Annotated in this window: 17 protein-coding genes; 9 read left to right on the top strand and 8 right to left on the bottom strand. The window is 42.9% G+C overall.

Annotated features, from left to right (window positions below; genetic code table 11):
* Positions 1 to 181 precede the first annotated feature (181 nt).
* From L6773_RS07220 to xseA, 3 genes are all read right to left on the bottom strand, one after another.
* The gene (locus L6773_RS07220) at positions 182 to 838 is read right to left on the bottom strand and encodes a response regulator (RefSeq protein WP_237853195.1); all 657 of its coding nucleotides are present in this window, start codon (positions 836 to 838) and stop codon (positions 182 to 184) included.
* 20 nt (positions 839 to 858) lie between these two features.
* A complete protein-coding gene (locus L6773_RS07215; protein WP_237853194.1) occupies positions 859 to 2,283 on the bottom strand; it encodes a PAS domain S-box protein in 1,425 nt (474 codons plus the stop codon).
* A gap of 78 nt (positions 2,284 to 2,361) precedes the next feature.
* Positions 2,362 to 3,696, bottom strand: coding sequence for an exodeoxyribonuclease VII large subunit (gene xseA / locus L6773_RS07210; protein WP_237853193.1), 1,335 nt, complete (start codon positions 3,694 to 3,696; stop codon positions 2,362 to 2,364).
* Positions 3,697 to 3,826: 130 nt separating this feature from the next.
* Here xseA and L6773_RS07205 point away from each other — a divergent pair, with 130 nt between their 5' ends.
* Positions 3,827 to 4,114: a hypothetical protein gene (locus tag L6773_RS07205; protein WP_237853192.1), complete on the top strand. Its 288-nt coding sequence runs from the start codon at positions 3,827 to 3,829 to the stop codon at positions 4,112 to 4,114.
* 32 nt (positions 4,115 to 4,146) lie between these two features.
* Here L6773_RS07205 and xerD read toward each other — a convergent pair whose 3' ends face one another.
* The 4 genes from xerD to L6773_RS07185 all read right to left on the bottom strand — a co-directional run bounded on the left by xerD (position 4,147) and on the right by L6773_RS07185 (position 10,779).
* Positions 4,147 to 5,058, bottom strand: a complete 912-nt coding sequence (gene xerD / locus L6773_RS07200; protein ID WP_237853191.1) for a site-specific tyrosine recombinase XerD — start codon at positions 5,056 to 5,058, stop codon at positions 4,147 to 4,149.
* 11 nt (positions 5,059 to 5,069) lie between these two features.
* Positions 5,070 to 7,433, bottom strand: a complete 2,364-nt coding sequence (locus L6773_RS07195) for an HD family phosphohydrolase (RefSeq protein ID WP_237853190.1) — start codon at positions 7,431 to 7,433, stop codon at positions 5,070 to 5,072.
* Between the two features lie 121 nt (positions 7,434 to 7,554).
* Complete coding sequence (ligA, locus tag L6773_RS07190) at positions 7,555 to 9,555, bottom strand: NAD-dependent DNA ligase LigA (protein WP_237853189.1); 2,001 nt, start codon at positions 9,553 to 9,555, stop codon at positions 7,555 to 7,557.
* Positions 9,556 to 9,567: 12 nt separating this feature from the next.
* Positions 9,568 to 10,779: a helix-turn-helix domain-containing protein gene (locus L6773_RS07185; protein ID WP_237853188.1), complete on the bottom strand. Its 1,212-nt coding sequence runs from the start codon at positions 10,777 to 10,779 to the stop codon at positions 9,568 to 9,570.
* 264 nt (positions 10,780 to 11,043) lie between these two features.
* Between L6773_RS07185 and L6773_RS07180 the strand changes: the two genes are divergently transcribed.
* The 7 genes from L6773_RS07180 (at position 11,044) to surE (ending at position 16,148) form a co-directional block, all read left to right on the top strand.
* A complete protein-coding gene (locus L6773_RS07180; protein WP_237853187.1) occupies positions 11,044 to 11,601 on the top strand; it encodes a ComF family protein in 558 nt (185 codons plus the stop codon).
* 179 nt (positions 11,602 to 11,780) lie between these two features.
* On the top strand, positions 11,781 to 12,413 hold the full coding sequence (locus L6773_RS07175) for a hypothetical protein (protein WP_237853186.1): 633 nt from the start codon (positions 11,781 to 11,783) through the stop codon (positions 12,411 to 12,413).
* Entirely contained in the window at positions 12,413 to 13,042 is a 630-nt protein-coding gene (locus L6773_RS07170) for a histidine phosphatase family protein (protein ID WP_237853185.1), read from the top strand. Before L6773_RS07175 ends, L6773_RS07170 begins: the two co-directional genes overlap by 1 nt.
* A 5-nt stretch (positions 13,043 to 13,047) precedes the next feature.
* Complete coding sequence (ubiE, locus tag L6773_RS07165; protein WP_237853184.1) at positions 13,048 to 13,743, top strand: bifunctional demethylmenaquinone methyltransferase/2-methoxy-6-polyprenyl-1,4-benzoquinol methylase UbiE; 696 nt, start codon at positions 13,048 to 13,050, stop codon at positions 13,741 to 13,743.
* 146 nt (positions 13,744 to 13,889) lie between these two features.
* On the top strand, positions 13,890 to 14,327 hold the full coding sequence (fabZ, locus tag L6773_RS07160; RefSeq protein ID WP_237853183.1) for a 3-hydroxyacyl-ACP dehydratase FabZ: 438 nt from the start codon (positions 13,890 to 13,892) through the stop codon (positions 14,325 to 14,327).
* On the top strand, positions 14,324 to 15,151 hold the full coding sequence (panB, locus tag L6773_RS07155; RefSeq protein WP_237853182.1) for a 3-methyl-2-oxobutanoate hydroxymethyltransferase: 828 nt from the start codon (positions 14,324 to 14,326) through the stop codon (positions 15,149 to 15,151). The genes fabZ and panB overlap by 4 nt, the downstream gene beginning before the upstream one ends.
* A 232-nt stretch (positions 15,152 to 15,383) precedes the next feature.
* On the top strand, positions 15,384 to 16,148 hold the full coding sequence (surE, locus tag L6773_RS07150; RefSeq protein WP_237853181.1) for a 5'/3'-nucleotidase SurE: 765 nt from the start codon (positions 15,384 to 15,386) through the stop codon (positions 16,146 to 16,148).
* A 35-nt stretch (positions 16,149 to 16,183) separates the two neighbouring features.
* Here surE and L6773_RS07145 read toward each other — a convergent pair whose 3' ends face one another.
* Positions 16,184 to 17,041: an esterase/lipase family protein gene (locus tag L6773_RS07145; protein ID WP_237853180.1), complete on the bottom strand. Its 858-nt coding sequence runs from the start codon at positions 17,039 to 17,041 to the stop codon at positions 16,184 to 16,186.
* A gap of 167 nt (positions 17,042 to 17,208) precedes the next feature.
* On the opposite strand from L6773_RS07145, the gene L6773_RS07140 reads away from it, so the two are divergent.
* Positions 17,209 to 19,437 carry a glycoside hydrolase family 3 N-terminal domain-containing protein gene (locus tag L6773_RS07140; RefSeq protein WP_237853179.1) on the top strand — a complete coding sequence of 743 codons (2,229 nt, stop codon included), beginning with the start codon at positions 17,209 to 17,211 and terminating at the stop codon, positions 19,435 to 19,437.
* The last annotated feature ends 117 nt before the right edge of the window (positions 19,438 to 19,554 follow it).

The raw sequence follows: 19,554 nt of genomic DNA, 5'->3' as shown, positions 1-19,554 counted from the left end.
GTCATCTTTTGTTTCTTGATGACGATACAAATATGGTTAGAAAGGGTATTAAGAGTTAGGGGACTTAATCTGATTAGATAGTAAGGATATTCCCCATATCCGTAGGGGTTTCCCCTAAAAGATGTGAAAAGAAGAGAGCACTTGTGTTGGTAAATAATCGGTAATTATAAGCATAACATTACTATTTGGCTGTCTCTTCAACCCATTTAACAGCGTGACGCATCAATTCGTTTGCAGTATCAACCTGCAGTTTATCTTTAATATTAGCCCGGTGAGATTCTACTGTTTTTACAGAGATATGCAGTTTTTTTCCAATCTCTTTGGTAGACAATCCCTTACCGGTTAGTTCAAAAACTTCCAGTTCCCGGTCGCTGAGCAGATCAAGCGGATTATCACTTTTAGCGGAGTTTCCGGAAGCCATTTTCATAATCAATTTTGTGCCGATATTATCACTCAGGTAGATACCACCTTTGAGAATTTGGCGAATTGCGGAGATCATAACCTCGGCAGCTTCAAGTTTCATCAGATACCCTTTGGCACCTGCTCGAATAGCACGTTCTGCATATAACTCTTCGTCATGCCGGGAGACAACCAGTATTTTTAAATCGGGTGCCTGGTGCAGAACATTTTTGATCAGCTCAATTCCATTCATACCGGGAAGTGAAATGTCCACCACTGCTACGTCGGGCTTTAAGTCAATAATCTCTGTTAAAGCTTTTTCTGCACTTTCGGCCTGGCCGCAGACTTCAAATCCCATCTCTTTATCAATGGTCATTGCAAGTCCTTTTCTCATTAAAGGGTGATCGTCGACTATATAAATCTGTTTATTTTCGGCCATAATTTATTCAGTTTAATTCATTAAGAAGATAATATTTTATATGATGATCCCACGGATAAAAGTGTTACAATAATGGCGGCTCCGCCCAGGCTGCTGTCTGAAATTTCGAGGTTAGCCCCGATTAATCTTGACCGAAACTTCATAATTCGGACGCCAAGTCCTTTGTTTTGATCCCAGTCGGGGCCAAAACCGGTTCCGTTGTCCTCGATTTTTACTGTTAATTGGGTATCATTTGCCTGCATATCGACTTGAACCTTAGAGGAATTCCCATGTTTTACTGCATTGCTCGTTGCCTCCTGTACAATCCTGAAAAGGTGTGTCAGGCTTGTTGGGTCATCAAATTGAATATTTAGCGTATTTTTAAGTTCACATTCTATATTGAACAATCGCTCTGCATTCGTTGCAAGCCGCTGCAGTGCAGCAACAAGTCCACTGCTATCGAGTTCAACCGGAACCAAATTTCTTGATAAACCACGGGCATATTCGTCTGCCTCTTTTAGTAAATCAGTAATTTCGTCCACTTCAACAGCAAGAGGGTGATCCTCATCCCTCAGAGAAGCTGCTATATTTTTATTAATCAGGGTGATCCCGGTCAACATCTGGCCCAGACCATCATGAAGATCCTGCCCTATTCGGTGACGTTCATGTTCACTTACTCGCAGAACCTCCTGCTCCAGTCTACGTTGTTCAGAAATATCGCGAATGATACCTGTATAGAGCCGATGATTATTAACATTTACCTCACTTACGGCCAAATACATCGGGAATGTTGACCCATCTTTACGCTTTCCGGTTACTTCCCTGCCAATCCCGATAATTTTCCTGTCACCGGTTCTATGGTAATTATCTATATAATCGTCATGCTCCCGGCGATAGGGTTGAGGCATCAACATTTTTACATTCTCACCAATCACTTCAGAGCTTTTATACTGAAATAGATCTTCAGCCGCCTTATTGAATGTTCGTACTGATCCGCGGTTGTCAATTGTGATAATTGCATCTACAGTAGTTCTTAAAATACTTCGGGCCCGTGCTTCACTCTCCCGCAATTTTTGTTCGATAAGAAACTGTCCCTCTTTATTACGGGCCATTTTTTCAGCAAAAGCAAGGCGTACATCCAGTCGTTGTTCATCAAACAGTGATTCAATGATATATTGGTCAATATCCGCATCAATTAATTTATCCAAGAAATCAGTTTGATCCTGGGTTATGACTGCAAAAATCGTGTATTTACGACCATACTCTCGGGCACGGATCAGTTTACAGAATTGAATAGCTTCGTCGGAATAATCACTGATGATAATCAGAGAGATACTATTTTCATTAATCTTTTTTAAAGCTTCATGCGTGGGTTCCGACACAAACACATCATGATGACGTTGACTCAGGGCATTAACCAACAGGTTTCGAACCTCTTTATTAAAACCCGTTACAAGTGTATTCATATAATAAACTTCAAGTTTGAATAATTATTTGAATCTAACAAATATCTGACTCTTTATAAGTTTTTATGCTTCTTCAGCTTACTTTGAAACCTTTGTTACACCATCTCTCCATTCGATGTGCAGATCTTTTTCTGTTTCAAAATCTGAACGGCTTCGTACCCATTTTCCATCTTGCAGAATCCGGGAAAAACCACGCTCCAGGGGTGCTTTTGGGTTGATCTCCCGTAGTTTAGCAAATACTTCCTTATACGTGGATTCTTTCTTGGACTGAACTGTTACGGCCCTGTTGTGAAGCTTCTCCCGAAGTGATTCAACTGTTCCCAAATGCTGTTGAACTGCATGCTTTGGATTCTTCTGTTCTACTTGGTTCGCCATGTGCTGAATTTTGGACTGACGTTCCGTTACTATTTGTCTGAAGCGACTCCGGAGTTTTTCAGATAGATTTTCAACGTTGTTCCGGTGGATCTTCAGTTTTTCCTGGACAACGAGCAGAGCATGCGAATGAGCCAACCGGTCTACATAATCACGATAATATTGAAACTTCTGCTTGATGAGAGATTCAAGTTTTTGAAGGTCGTCTTCAACCTGAAATCGTAATTCGTTGATATCCGGGGTTGAGATAGTGACCGCCTGGGTGGGAGTTGCTGCCCGCGCATCCGCTACAAAATCAGAAATACTGAAATCAACTTCATGTCCAACCGCACTTACAACCGGGATGGAACAGTTGAAAATTGTACGCGCAACTGTCTCCTCATTAAACGGCCAAAGATCTTCAAGTGAACCGCCGCCTCGTCCGATAATGATGATATCCACTGGGTTATCCTGGTTATCGAAATATTCAATGGCTTTAACCAGTTCGCCGGCTGCCTGCAATCCTTGTACACTTGCATGATGGAGATACAACGTTGCCACCGGCCACCGCTGTTGAAACGTGGATTGAATGTCGTGAAAGGCGGCACCGGTAGAGGAGGTGATCACCCCAAAGCGAAATGGAAATGCGGGGAGTGGTTTTTTAGCGGCATCATCAAACAATCCCTCTTCTTCGAGTTTTCGTTTGAGCTCTTCAAACTTTTTCTGAAGGCGCCCCACACCGGCTTGCTGTACCAGCGACACAATCAATTGATAACGCCCGTGCGGCGGGTACACCTGGAGATCGCCACCCAAAACCACCTGCTGGCCATCCTGCAGTTCTACATCCAACCGTGCTGCTGTACTTCGCCAGATTACACAGGGGAGCTGTGCATCATCATCTTTCACCGTAAAATAGAAATGACCGTTACGGCTCTGGTTTACATTACTTATCTCACCCTCAACCAAAATATCCCGGAAATTATTTTCCAGAAGAGTTTTGATTTTGTCAGTCAGCTCCGATACGGTCGGTACGTCAAATGCAAATGGAATTTGGTTACTCATGACTCAAAAATCACTGTTTCAGAGTTCAATGTCCAACGGAGAATCAAGTCGGAACAAGAAAAAATTATCGCAGCCACTTGATATATGTGTAAAACATGTGTAACCTGTAAATGCATTAAATTTTACGCTTATGGAAGACAATAAATTTCCGCCTATCAATGTACTGAATATCATGCGTGGATTTAAGAATCCCGATATCCCTCATCATGTTACGCCATATCGGTTTGAAACGAGACAGGGTGCTAAACACAAGATCACACAGATTCGAAAAGTTCACCGGGAACGGGTGGGAAAGGGGTATCAATATCACTATGTGGTGCGAACCGACGAACAGCGTTATTTCCACCTGGTGATGGATACACAAACCTTTACCTGGCGAATGGTACAGGAAGTAAACGACGAACTGTTCTTCACTTGAAACCCGGAACTTGGAACTTGAAACCTTACTTGTCAGGCCCGTGGGTGAAACTGCTTGTGAACCTGGTGCAGCAGGGAACGGTCTACGTGTGTGTAGATCTCAGTTGTTATGATGGAGGTGTGCCCGAGCATCTCCTGGACCGCCCGGAGGTCAGCGCCGCCCTCAAGTAGATGTGTGGCAAAGGAGTGCCGGAAAATGTGAGGATAGACATTTTTTTTAATCTCTGCCTTGTCGGCATATTTGTTCACGATATTCCAGATGCTCATTCGGCTCAACGGCCCGCCGCGCTGATTCAGGAATAGCTTGTTTTCACTTTTCCCGGGATGCCTATCACTCATGAACTCCTGCCGTGCCGTTTCGATGTAATGCTCAATGGCTTGCTGTGCCACTTCGCCAATCGGCACGAGACGTTCCTTGTTTCCCTTCCCAATCACCCGGATAAACCCGATTTCAAAGAAAAGGCGGTTCATTTCAAGATCGGTAAGTTCACTCACGCGCATACCGCTGGCATAGAGTGTTTCAAGAATCGCAGCATCCCGAATACCTGCGGAAGTAGTTCGGTCGGCGGCATTAATTATTCGTTCAATTTCGTGTGCATCCAGAACTTCGGGGAGTTTTTGAGCCTTTTTTGGGAGATCTATCAGTTCAGCGGGATTTGCTTCAGCCAGTTTTTCAACCAATGCAAATTCGTGGAAGCTGCGAATGCTGGAGATGTTCCGCGCGATGGTGCTAACAGCCAGCCCCATATCGGTAAGAAGGTCCAGGTATTGTTCAATGTGAGAGTGGGTAACCCCGCCCAGGTCCCGAATCTTCAACTCTTCCACGAGAAAGTCGATGTATCGATTCAGATCATTTTGATAGGAGACAACGGAATTTTTGGACAGGCCTTTTTCAAGTTTAATGAACTGAAGATACTGTTTAAGCTCTCGTTCAAAGCCCTTCATTGCAGGATGATTTACTCTTCAGAAGTATTTGAGGGTTCAGGCTGTTGCTTGGGTTCATTACTTGGAGCTTTTCCCTTTTTCTGTTTCTCATCTTCGGGATATTCAATACGCGAATGATAAACACCTTTCAAAATACTTAGAAATGAATCTTTGATAATCTGAATCTGCCTGAATGTAAGCGGACAATTACTCAACTGACCGTCGTGAATGTGGTTATCAACAACTTGATGAATCCGGTTTTCAAGCTTATTGTAGCTCGGTTCTTTCATCGACCGGCATGCGGCTTCTACGCTGTCGGCGAGCATTAAAATTCCCTGTTCTTTGGTGTATGGAATCGGGCCGTCGTATCGAAAATCTTCATCTTGAACTCCCTGCTCTTCATCCGACGCTTTTTTATGAAAATATTTGATGAGGGAGGTTCCATGATGCGTTTTGATAAATTCAATGATCACTTTCGGCAAATTGTGCTCTTCAGCAATTTTTACTCCCTCACTCACATGGGCTTTTATAACCAGAGTACTCATTCGTGGTTTCAGCTTCTCATGTTCATTGGTTTTATTCTGATTTTCAATGAAATAACTTGGTTTCACCATTTTACCAATATCGTGATACATGGCGCCGACACGACATTGAAGGGCGTTTGCACCAATTTGTGAAGCGGCCGAATCGGCAAGATTGGCAACCTGCAGGCTGTGATGAAACGTACCGGGGGCTTTCCCCATCAACTCCTTCATCAATGGGAGGTTGGTATCTGCCAGTTCAAGAAGAGTAAAATCTGTTGTGATTTTAAACAATTTTTCAAACAGAAGAATAAGGGGATAGGTAAAGAGAATAAAAACAGAGTTAATGGCGATGTATAAAAGATCGGGCCAAAAATTTTCCCATCCGCTTAGCCTGGTCAGGCTAAACCCGGAAATAATTATGAAATACGTGATAAAAACAATACCGGGTGTGATAAAGAAAAATTGAGATCTCTTTTTAATATCGCGAACGGAAAAGACTCCCAGTGTACATGCTGCCGTTGTTGCGACCAGGTATTCGAAATTATTGTCGTGAACTAACCCGGTGATGATAGCAAGCGTAATCGTTGCCATCAGTCCAACACGTGAATCAAAAATTATGGTAAGAATAATCGGAGCAATGGAAAGCGGAATGATGTAACTGTTTACGACATCAATCGGGTAGATTAGAATACTGGCCAAAGACACAACCCCCATTACAAGGAAAACCAATAGAAGCATGGAAGGTTGATTGAAAATACTTCTTCGATATAGAAATATGTAGAACAGGAACATAAGGGTGGCCATTACAATTACAATCGACTCGCCCAGGAATCGAAGCCATCGTTCCAATGTCGAAGCTGTTTGTGCACGCGCTTCGGCCAGGCTTCGAAGAACATTCGCTGTTTCAGGGGTGATGATGTCCCCGGTTCGGATAATAATTTGTCCCTGATCTACCGCTCCTTTGGTAGGGGAGATATCAGATAGTTTTTCGGAGAGTAATTCGTTGGTCGCGGCTTCGCTGTAGATCAAGTTGGGTTTAATAACCTGGTTAAATATCTGTATTGCAGCCTGGGCCACTTCAGGTATAAATATTCTATTTAGATGGCGTTGAGCAAATTCATCGATCTCGGATGGATCTTTTACGCTTTCAATACTCACTATGCGCTCTGTTCGGTCCTCTAAATCACGGATTGTAATTTCATCACTCTCAAGATTTTCCTTACTCCGATTAATAATACCGTCTGACATCAGAGAGTTTGTCAGGTTTTGAACCTGGTTTCTGATTTGAGCAACGACAGTTCGTTCCTGAGGTTGATTGTTAAGTGTTACTGCAGAGTAATTTTCAAGAATGGTATTCCAGGAAGAAGAGTCGAGTTCAACATTCGAGAAAGCACGCTCCTGTAGATGCCGTAAACTGTCATTCGCAGCTGATCCGTCTTGTTGCTGTTTGGATTGCTGCCACTGAATAAAGCTGTCGAGAACGGGTTGCAGATTGCGATATAAAGAGTCGATTGCTGCTTCTGCATCAGCTCGCGCTTCCGGGGCGACATGAAAGATGGGTGCTGTTTGACGGCGAATCTGCTGGCGCTCTTGTTGAATTTCCTCGGCTGTCTTTTGGATGGCAAACGTAAAAGGAGCCGTTAAATCATCCGATCTCCAGGGTTCTCCAACAGAGTAATTTGAAACACTTTGGAATGTTGATCCCGGAAGAGTGATTAATATCACGAGCAGGAAACAGATAACAATCAGGGCCCGCAGGTACCTGTTTTTCTTTTCTGCAGTCTCTTTTTGTTCCTTTATTTTATTGGCGCCGATATTAGGGGCTGCTTCCCGTTTTTTTTGCCCTAGACCGAGTTTTTTTAGAATACTCATGTGGATTCAGTTATAGTTTCCACGCGATTATTACGCTATTGTGGAAAACAAAAGTATAAGAAGGGTTTCTGATTAATAAAAGAGAACCAAACGTTGAATTATTTGCTGAAGGTCGTCGAGACTATCCTTCTCCGATTAAATTTTTGAAATTTTCTTCGTCTAAGATATCTATGCCGAGATCCTGGGCTTTTGAAAGTTTACTTCCCGGTGATTCACCCGCAAGCACAAAATCAGTGTTTTTACTTACAGAAGAAGTCGTGCTTCCGCCATGTTTCTCGATCAATTCTTTGGCTTCTTTTCTTGTATATGTTGGTAATGTGCCCGTTAAAACTATTTTTTTGCCTTCCAATTTTTGGGAAAGCATTTCTTTTTGCTCCTGTTCCATCGACAGGCCTGCATTTTTTAATTGCTCAATCAAGTTACGATTTTTTTCCTTCTCAAAGAATGCTGCAACACTTTCAGCAATTTTCGGGCCGATGGAGTCGACTGCAGTCATACTTTCAATATCTGTCTCTATTAACGCATCAAGTGACTGAAAATGATTTGCCAAATCGCGCGCAACAGTTTTTCCCACAAATCGAATTCCAAGCGCATAAATCAACCGATCTAATGATTGAGTTTTACTTTTTTCAATCGAATCAACCAGGTTTTGAGCACTTTTTTCACCCATTCGCTCCAATGGAATTATCTGTTCTTTGCTGAGATCGTAAAGGTCAGCATAGGTTTTGATCAAATCATGTTCAATCAGAAGTTCTACAACCGCTTCACCAAGCCCGTCTATATCCATCGCATCACGAGATGCAAAATGTGTGACCCGTTCGCGTACTTGTGGCGGACACTGAGGATTGATACATCTCCAGGCCACTTCATCATCCAATTTTACCAACTCTTCGCCACATGCAGGGCAGTTTTCCGGCATTTTAAACGGCTCACTTCGGCCTTCTGCATCAGGGTTCACAACGCTTACTACTTGTGGAATAATCTCTCCGGCTTTTTCAACAATTACAGTGTCGCCCGGTCGAATATCTTTTCTCTGAATCTCATCCTCATTATGAAGAGAGGCCCGTTTAACCGTGGTTCCGGCAAGTAAAACGGCCTGCAATTCGGCTACAGGCGTAATTTTGCCTAAACGCCCAACCTGTAATGTGATGGAGTCAATAACGGTAGTAGCTTGTTCAGCCTCAAATTTATAAGCGATAGCCCAACGCGGAAATTTTGAAGTGGATCCAAGTTCCTGATAAAATTTTTCTTCATTCACTTTAAAAACCACGCCATCTGTTTCGTATGGCAGTTTATGGCGAAGTTCTCCCCAATAATCAATCAGTTCAAAAACCTCATCTATGGATTCTCGGACCTCAAAATAATCACAAACTTCAAATCCAAATTTCTTAAGAAGGTCCATCTTTTTTTGATGAGTCCGTTCCGAATCGGGAGATTCCATCAATAGGTCAAATGCGAAAAATTTGATTGGACGCCGGGCTACTTCCCTGGAATCCTGCATTTTCAGCGAACCGGCAGTTGAGTTTCTTGGGTTTGCAAATGGCTGGAGCCCCTCATCTTCTCGCTTCTCATTCATTCGCACGAATGCTTCCTTCTCCATATACGCTTCACCGCGAATTTCGAGTACAGCCGGTGTATCGCCATTAACGGTGAGAGGAATATCACGGATGGTTTTTATGTTTTGAGTAATATCATCTCCGCGTTCACCATCACCTCGGGTAGCCCCAAGCACCAGGTCTCCATTTTCATATCGTAGTCGAATTGATGCACCGTCAAATTTCAACTCACATGCATAGGTAAAATCATCATGTCCGAGGATATCTTGTACGCGTCTGTCGAAGTCCCGCAATTCGTCTTCATTGTATGTATTGTCGAGACTCAGCATTCTTGTGGGGTGCTCAACCGTTGGGAAATCGCTGGTTGGCTCTCCACCCACCCGTTGCGTAGGTGAATCTTCAGTGACGAGGTCGAATTTTTTCTCAAGCTTATCGAGTTCTTCCAAAGCCTCGTCGAATTCACGGTCGCTGATAAAAGGTCGGGCTTCTTCGTAATAAGCTTGATTAGCGCGATGCAGAAGATCCCGAAGTTCTTCTGCGCGTTTTTTTGCAGAATCCTTGTCCATGCTCAAGTTGATTTAAAAGGTGGGCCGGATAGCGATTGAATCAGGTGGTGAAACTCCTTCTGGAAGTTGGTACTCTATGGAAGTTGACCATTTTGGATCGGAATTGAAAAAATCTCGAGTGAGTTCAATATAATCTTCCTCCTCTGAGAAAAACTCCTGGGCTGCATTCTCAACAAGATGACCGTCTTTCAACAAAAGAAGATTGGAGTATGAACCCCGAACCCGAATAGTATCTTCAAACTCAAAATTCATGGCGGTACCCTGTTCCAGCCAGTATGGATCCATCCTTGGCTTCAGATCGCTCCAGACCCGAACCGGACCTAAAACGTCGTATGCGGCATACACAGTCAGTTCAAGAACATCATCCAGTTCGGTAGACGGTTCCTGTTCATTTGTAGTTTCAGGTTGAGGCGTTGACCCGGTTTCTGATGATGATAGTGAATCAGACAGATCAAGTGATAAATTTCTTTGAGACATTTCATTTCCGGAAGATACCTGTTCCTGCTGATCGTTTTGCATCAGTCTGTCAAAACTGAGAAAACCATTTTGATAGAGAAAATAACTGACAAAAGCTGCAATAAGCAGGATAATAATCAGGCCAATAATCCAGATTGGTGTATGTTTCTTTTCCTGGTTGAATTTTCTGCCAACGTCGGCCCAGTCAACACTTTTGACCGATTTTTCCGTATCGTTGATCTTAGGTTTTGTACTATGGGTTGAAGGAGTTTCCTTATCGGTTGTAGATTCTTTTTGTGGAGAATCATCAACCGGTTCGTCTGAAATCTCTATCTGTTTTATTTCCGTCTTTTCCTCATCATGGTCTTTCTCGAAACCCTGTATATCGATAAGTTGCTCTTCTGGTTCATCGTCAGACTCTTTTTTGTCTGGATCCTGCTCAGATTTCTTATCGTCTTCAGGCTGCGGACCTGCCGATATTTCCGGGTCGAGCTCCGGGTAGTTCTCCAACAGTAAGTTGTTGTAGTTCCCGATTTCATGTTGATCGAGTGCATTGATCATCACCTCGTCATCAATCTTCAAGGCTCGCCCGTAGCTGCGTACGAAACTCCTGATGTAGGTTTGGTTTTCTTCAGGATGATCGAAAATAGAGCCATTTTCTATGCTTCTGAGCGTGGAGACTGGAATTTTTGTTTCATGCTGAATATCCTGGATCGACAAGCCAAGATGAGAACGAATTTTAGAGAGGTCTTTACCTATAGCCGGCATACAAGCAATTTTTTATCAAATAGTTTTTAATAAATCTAACGAATTGTAACACATTCATAAAGAACCAAAACACAATAAATTTAAAAGAATGTAAGGATTTTCAAGTTTTCGGTTCATACAGATATGGAGATATTTAAAAAAATATATAAAACATACACTGAAGTTGTTTTTCCGCCCACTTGTGTGTGTTGCGGTTCATCTACAAATAGTGATGAGAACTCGATTTGTTCCCTGTGCCGCGGAAAAAGATTTGAAAGTGCTGGTTTGGCAAGAAAAGAAATTCTTCCTCAATCAGCGGCATTTATCTATACAATGTGGTTTTTCGACAAAGGCGGTTACCTGCAGGATCTGCTGCACAAACTCAAATATCACTTTATGAGAGGTGTTGGGATTGAACTTGGCTATTTGCTGGGAAAAGATTTTTTACATCAACAGTCCACAGAAGAGCTGAAATATATAGACGATTTGAATCCAGTCATCATTCCGGTTCCACTGCATGTAAAGAAAAGAAGAAAGAGAGGATACAACCAGGCAAGAGCGTTGGCAGAAGGAGTGAGCAGGTCCACCGGGTGGACTATCATAAAGAAGGGAGCCATTAAGCGTGTCAGGAAGACCAAAACCCAAACAGGTTTAACATTGGAAGAGCGCTCAAAAAATTTAAAAGGTGCTTTTCAAGTTAAAGAACCGAAATTAGTTCTAAATCGAAAGTGTGTTGTAGTAGATGATGTCTTCACAACCGGTGCTACCACGTTTGAGTTGGCAAAAACGTTGTATGAAGTGAACGAGGTTTCTTCCGGAATTTTAACTGTAGCACGGGCGTAATTAATAAATTCCTCATAAAAGAAACAGAGAAACTTAGAGTCATTACGAATCTCAGAGATGACTACACAGTGTGTTGATTAGTGAATAAATTTTAATTTAATACCTCTTCATTATTTTTAATAAATGAGAGTTATACGATTAGTATCATTTTAGTCCAATAGAGCCTATCTTTTGACCTTATGAAATCACGTCGATCTCACTCCCAAAATATCCTTGAAACCCCCTTTTCCACGGTTACATCCGGAGGACATTGGTTCCATGCCACCCGCGATACGATTAAAGAATATGTACCGGGTTTACTTGATAAGTATAACTTTGAAACCCTTATCAAAAAAGCAGTCACCTGGATTGACAGTGCCGATTCGCTGGCATTAATATTGTATTTCGTTTTAGCCTTTATTGTCAATCCCTGGATAGCGGCAGGTATTGCGCTTGGGTTTCATGCTCTTTGGTATCATAAGAAAAGTGCATTTGTTAATATTGTGATGACTCCGCTTCTGTCCTTTTTTAATTTGGATTTTTTCCAACTTTTGTTGGCAGCGCTTGTTCTGAGTTACATGGGCATGAGCGGAATGTATACAGCGGTTGTGCTTGGTATAATTTTCTTTTTCCTGTTTAAAGTTGGCCTGCTGCGAAGGGGTTGGGACAAGTTGCAGGATAAAAAATCAGATGATAAACTGCCTTTGAATGACAGAGTCTTAAAAATGGTTCTAGTCAGGTACTCAATTTACCAAAATATGCCTCCAAAAGAGGTTGAAAAGTTAGATCAGCACGTTCAGGAAGCAGTATTAAAGTTCAACAAAAAGAAGTAATGAGTCTGATTCATTTATTTGTAGCCCGCCATGGCGAGACAGAATTTAACCGAAAAGGATTGTTACAGGGGCGGGGTATTGATGCGCCGCTGAATGGTTTGGGAAGAACTCAGGCAAAATATCTTGCCGAGTATCTTACAAATTATCATTCGACATCGATAATAAGCAGCAGCTTAACACGAGCGTGGCAAACAGCATCTGCTTATGAAAAAAAGACCGACCTCACTGTCCAAAAAAACAGAGATCTCGACGAGATGGACTTCGGGGACTTTGAAGGAGTTTATATGGAGGAGATCTCAGATGAGCTGAATGATTTGCAAAATGGATGGAAGAATGGAGATGTTTCACTCAAAATTCCGGGAGGAGAATCTCCCGAAGAGGTATTTCAAAGGGCTGATACGGCTGCCAGATCGTATATCAATGGTGCTGATTCTCAGACAATCATGTTATTCATCCACGGTCGTTTAATACGGATTTTACTTTCGGAGTGGCTGGGAATTGGACTAAAAAATATGCATAAAGTTGAACATGGAAACGGTGCTGTAAATCACCTGATTTTTAAAAATGGTTCGTTTGAACCTGTTTACCTGAATAAGACCGATCATCTTGAAATGCTTACAACGGACTGACGATTATGAGTGAAAAAGTAAAAAACATGTTTGCCGACATTGCGGACGATTACGACCGCATCAACAGTATTCTTTCATTTGGCGTGCATAATGCATGGCGAAAGAAAACAGTGCTGGAAAGTGGGGCTAAGCCCGGCAATAAGGTGTTGGATTGCGCTACGGGAACAGGCGATCTCGCGATTGAATTCAAAAAAGCTGTAGGCCATGAAGGTGAGGTGACCGGCACTGATTTTTGCCAGGAGATGATTGAGCATGCTCCGGCCAAAGCAGATATGGAAAATCTTGTGGTGACTTTTGAAGTGGCCGATGCAATGGACCTGCCATACGAAGACAACACATTCGACATCGCCAGTATTGCGTTTGGAATTCGAAATGTGGACGATCCACTGGTTTGCCTGAAGGAGATGGCGCGTGTTGTAAGACCGGGGGGTCGAGTTGTTGTACTGGAATTTGGTCAACCCAAAGGCGCTGTTCGAATTCCTTATGAAATCTACAGCAAACATGTGATGCCGGCAATAGGCGGATTCATTAGTGGAAATCGCGAAGCATATACCTACTTGCCCGAAACAAGCGCTAAATTTCCCGCCGGTGAGAAATTCATCAATCTGATGGACGATGCAGATGTTTTCAGTGAAAAGAGAGCTGTAAAACTAACAGGCGGAATATCTTACATATATGTGGGTACGGTGGGAGAGAATTAGTATATTCAGATCTTGCTTTAAAAAGATTATCAGTTGAAATGATGTTCAGGTTTCTTCTTACCTGGAAAACCAACATCTTACATCAAACCTGATTATCTCCCTAAAAAAGAAAGATAGGAGTATAAAATCACTAAACGTACTAATTCATGGACATTCAAGAAATAAGAAATTACCTGCCCCACCGATATCCCTTTTTACTCGTCGATAGAGTCCTTGAACTTGAAGAGGAACGGATACTCACCATCAAGAACGTTACTGCTAATGAAGAGTTTTTTAACGGCCACTTTCCGGGCAGGCCAATCATGCCTGCTGTATTGCAAGTTGAAGCGATGGCTCAAAGTGGTTGTATTCTTATGTTGAAGAACAAAGTGGATGATCCGGATAAGTCGCTGATTGTATTTACCGGAATTCAAAACGCAAAATTCAGGAAACAGGTAGTACCCGGAGATCAGCTAAAAATGGAAGTAATACTGACGAACATGCGCAGAAATTTTGCAACAATGGAGGGCACGGCTACCGTTGACGGAAATAAAGTTTGTGAACTGGTTGCATCCGCCGCGATTGTACCACGGGATAAAGTATGAGTACGCAAAAGAGATCAGAACGGCCCGAAAAGATTACGACACAGACCGTTGTAGAAATGAAGCGGAACGGGGAGAAGATCAGTATGCTCACCGCGTATGACTATACAATGGCAGGAATTATCGATGGAGCAGGTGTTGAAGTAATCTTAGTAGGTGATTCCGCCAGCAACGTGATGGCCGGACATGACACTACCATACCAATGACAATGGATCACATGATCTACCACACATCCTGCGTTGTACGAGGGGTGGAACGGGCATTGGTGATTGCTGATCTGCCTTTCATGAGTTACCAGGTTACGGCAAAAGAAGCGCTGATAAGTGCCGGAAGAATGATGAAAGAAGCCGGTGCACATGCAGTTAAACTGGAGGGTGGCAAGTCGATCTGTTCGACCGTACAAAGAATCGTAGATGCGGGAATTCCTGTTATGGGACATTTGGGACTTACCCCGCAAAGTATTTATAAATTCGGCACGTATAAAGTTCGTGCAAAAGAGGAACAGGAGGCAGATCAACTTCTTGAGGATGCAAAAGCTCTTGAGGAAGCGGGCGTTTTTTCCATCGTTCTAGAAAAGATTCCTGCTGATCTTGCAAAAAAAGTGACTGATTCTGTTTCTGTTCCAACAATTGGCATTGGCGCTGGTCGTCAGTGTGATGGCCAGGTATTGGTAATCCATGACATGTTGGGCCTCAACAAGGATTTCTCACCGCGTTTCCTCCGCCGATACGAAGATCTTCACAGCAAGATGACAGATGCCGTAACCCACTACATTAAAGACGTTAAAAGCGGCGATTTTCCGAACGTAGATGAGCAGTATAGTTAGAGAAGAGTAGTTGGGTAGTAGATTTAACGGTAGAGACTTCGAATGTCTGAGAAAGCTGTTAAATCAGAATGTGTTGAAATTTTCAATTATGAATTCTTTCGTGATTAACAAAGAAGACATACAATGTCTAAGTGAGTGTGGTATTCTAAATTTCTCCTGTATCCCTGTCTCAATAATCCATACTTTTACATTCTATTTTATTTGATATATACCCCAAATCAGTTAGGATTTTATGAGTGATTACCAAAAACCGTTGATTTTAGTTTGCAACGATGATGGTATCTTTTCGAACGGTATTAAAGCACTTGCGGATGTTGCAGATGAGTTTGGTGATGTAGAGATCATTGCGCCTGACCGTCAACAAAGTGCAGTGGGGCACTCCATTACGATTTCAACACCACTTCGTGCTCGAGCTTTCCGAATTGACAATCGATTTAACGGCCAGGCGGTTTCCGGAACTCCGGCCGATTCAGTAAAACTGGCACATAACCAACTTCTAAAGAGGAAACCGGATTTGGTGGTGAGTGGTATCAATCACGGGAGTAATGCGGGGATTAACATTCTGTATTCGGGAACCGTTAGTGCCGCCACGGAGGGAACTATTCTTGGATATCCATCTATTGCCGTTTCCTGTACAGATTTTGATGAAGATGCTGATTTAAGTGGTTGCAAGGACGCGGCCAGAAAAGTAATTGGATATGTTCTGAATCACGGACTTCCAAAAGGTGTGACATTGAATTTAAATGCACCCTCAGGACCCCTGAAAGGCATTAAGTGGGTTCGGCAGGCCAATAGCCGTTACGTGGAAGAGTTCGAAGGCAGAATCGATCCTCACAACCGTTCCTACTACTGGATGACCGGCAAGTTCCAGCTCCTCGATGAAGACGAAAACAACGACATCTCTGCCATCGAAAAGGGATTTGCTTCACTCACACCCATCCAATATGATTTGACTGCCTACTCTCTTTTGGATGATTTAAGGGATATCGAGTTTTAAGAATTGTTTTGTCATTGTTCTGATTGAAAGAAATACTACAATCCACTCTTCTTCAGATTCTTTGCCAGTTCAAGCCAAAAATTTTCAACCAGGGGTTTACGATCTTTATTAACTTGTATTTCGATCTGTTCAAGATGACTGATTGGAAGCGTTCCAAGGTGCTTGCCCCATTTTGCACTCTCATCCGTTACAAATGAATCATTAATGCCTTCATTCTGAAAAATGAGCTGATTTTGTAGACGATAAATTGGATGGAGTGGCTGCTCTGTTCCTTTGCCAACCGCAGCACTGTAAGAGAAGTATTGAACACCATCAGTATTAAGAATGGATGGGTTAAACTTCTCAGTAACATATTCCCGCGTCAACTGCTGAACGGCGGCTACGGCATCACTTTTTGTTGTTGGATAAATACTCTCGCCAAACCAGTCCACAAACTCTGCCAGTTTTTCCCGGATGGTGTCCGGCGAGTTGAGTACAAGTTCTGCAAGGCTCGTGCCCCTGTGTGGAGTGGCAATTGTGGTCAGGGATGCAACGGATTCATCTGCACCAAGTTTTGCAATGGCGAACCGCATATCAAGCCCGCCCATACTGTGCGCAACTACATTCAGCTTCTCATATCCGTACTTATCTTGAAGTATGCCCATAATTCGTACCCACTGCTCAGCTCGAGTTGAGATCGTGCCATAAGGAACAATGTTTGGTGCGAATGCATGAATACCAAAGCTACGGAGCCTCATGCAAGGTTTATGCATTGGGGCGGGAGAGAGTAACGTAGAAAACCCCCCATAGCCATGGCATAACAACACCGGGTATTTTAACTGGATGATATCTGCCTGGGGAAACTCAGAGAGCTCCAACTTTTTCAGATATTTCTTCGGCTCAATCCACTTCATATCATTTTAAGATAAAAGGTTTTAGAGTTGGAAGGAAACATCTACTTCTCTTAAGATTGGTTTACCTGTTAAAATTCTTTTTAAATGGTTCTCATCTGATTTCTATATTGATAATAAATTGCTTTTAAGAAAATCATAAAAGTACTCATCAACAAATATCTCTTACAATGAAAAAAATACTGTTAACCATTTTAATTATTGGAATGACTGCTATAGATAGTTTGGCCCAGTTAACGGAAGAACAGATCTCCCAAAAAGTTGATTCTGTGATGCAAACAATGACCCTCACGGACAAAGTGGGAGAGATGACGCAACTGGCTATCGACATGGTTTCAACACCGGGTGCAGAACCGGATGAGCTGAATGAAGAGAGCCTGCGAAATGTGTTGCTAAATTACCGCGTTGGTTCCATTTTGAATGTAGCAGGTCACGCCTACACCCTTGATGAATGGCATAGTGTGATCCGTCAAATCCAAGATATGGCAATCGACGAAAAACCGACCGGAATTCCTGTCATTTATGGCATTGATTCCGTTCATGGAGCGAACTATACAATGGGGTCAACACTTTTTCCACAACAGATCGGGATGGCGGCAACCTGGAATACGGATTTGATCCGGGAGGGATCACGAATTTCTGCTTATGAAACCCGTGCATCATGGATTCCATGGAATTTTTCACCTGTACTTGATATAGGAAGGAACCCTGAATGGCCGCGATTTTGGGAGACATTTGGTGAGGATGTACACCTTGCATCAAAAATGGGAGAGGCCATGGTAGAAGGTTTCCAGGGAGATGACGTAAGCAGTCCGTATCGGGTAGCCGCAACGGCCAAACATTTTCTTGGGTACAGTCTTCCGGCTTCCGGGCATGACCGGACGGTGGCTTGGATTCCTGACATTCAGCTCCGCGAACATATTCTACCCCCATTTGAAGCTGTATTTGATGCGGGAGTACATACGGTAATGATCAATTCGGGTGAAGTGAATGGAATTCCGGTTCACGCAAATGAAGAGATTTTGACGGGTTTATTACGCGATGAACTTGGTTTTAAAGGAATTGCTGTGAGCGACTGGGCAGATATTATCTATTTGCACGATCGACATAAAATCACAAAAGATTACAAAGAATCGATCAAAGTCGCGATCAATGCCGGTGTAGACATGAGCATGGTTCCGCTTGACCTGGAGTTTCCCCGATTGCTGAAAGAGCTGGTTGAAGAAGGGGAAGTACCGATGAGCCGGATTAATGAATCCGTCGAAAGAATTTTGAGAGTGAAATTCCTGCTCGGATTGTTTGATCAAGCCTATCATCCGGATATTGATTATTCGAAATTCGCTTCAAATGAACATCAACAGGCGAGTTATCAAACAGCAGTTGAATCGATCACACTTTTGAAAAATGAGGCCGAAATTCTTCCTTTAAGTAAAGAGGCCAATGTGTTAGTTACCGGCCCAACCGCCCATTCATTGATCTATTTGAATGGGGGATGGAGCCGAACCTGGCAGGGAGATGATCCGCAGTATGATACTCCCGGGAAGAAAACAATCCTGGATGCTATTCGCGATGAGATCGGAGAAAACAATGTGAATTATGCGGAGGGAACATCCATCGATGAAGAAATTGATATTGACGTTGTAGTTCAGGCGGCTCGGGAATCAGATGTTGCCGTCATAGCGATTGGTGAGGCTACATATACAGAAATGCCGGGGGATCTTTCTGATATGCATCTACCGGAAGCTCAGCGTGAACTTGTAAAACAGGTAGCGGCAACCGGAACGCCTATTGTGTTGGTGATGGTTGAAGGACGGCCGAGAATAATTAATGATATTGTTCCTGAAGCGGATGGAATTGTGATGGCATACCTGCCGGCGCATGAAGGAGGGCGAGCCATTGCTGATATTCTGTTTGGAGACCAAAATCCAAGCGGACACCTGCCATTTACCTACCCAAGCGATTCGAATGATATCGTGCCGTATGATCATAACTACACGGATGAAGTGGGGCCACTTGGATTTAACCCTGAGTGGGAATTTGGTACTGGTTTAAGCTATACAAGTTACGATTATAGCAATCTGACAGTGAGTAAAGCCACATTTGGTGCTGATGATGAACTGGAGATCTCCGTGGATATCACGAATTCGGGTGAAATGGCTGGAAAAGATGTGGTTCAGCTCTACGTGAGTGATCTCGTGGCAAGCATCACACCACCTGTTAAACGGCTCCGCGGATTTGAAAAGGTTAATTTAGAACCCGGCGAAACTCAAACCGTTCGTTTCTCAATCACTGCAGATGATCTCGCTTTTGTAGGAAGAGACAATGAGTGGATCACCGAAGAAGGCGAGTTTAAAATTCAGATTGAGGATCTTGAACAGAATATAATCTTTCAAAAATAGAAATTAATCATAGGATAGAAGTGCCGTGAAAGGGCGAAATATGAATAGCCTCGGACAAGGACAGAAAAGTCCACAGTCCGGGGTTAGCAAAACCAATCATAGAAAACCCGAGCTGAT

This window comes from Rhodohalobacter sulfatireducens (assembly GCF_022012475.1).
Taxonomy (GTDB): Bacteria; Bacteroidota; Rhodothermia; order Balneolales; family Balneolaceae; genus Rhodohalobacter; species Rhodohalobacter sulfatireducens.
The sequence above is the reverse complement of the archived record's forward strand: the minus strand, read 5'-3'. Positions and strand labels throughout refer to the sequence as shown.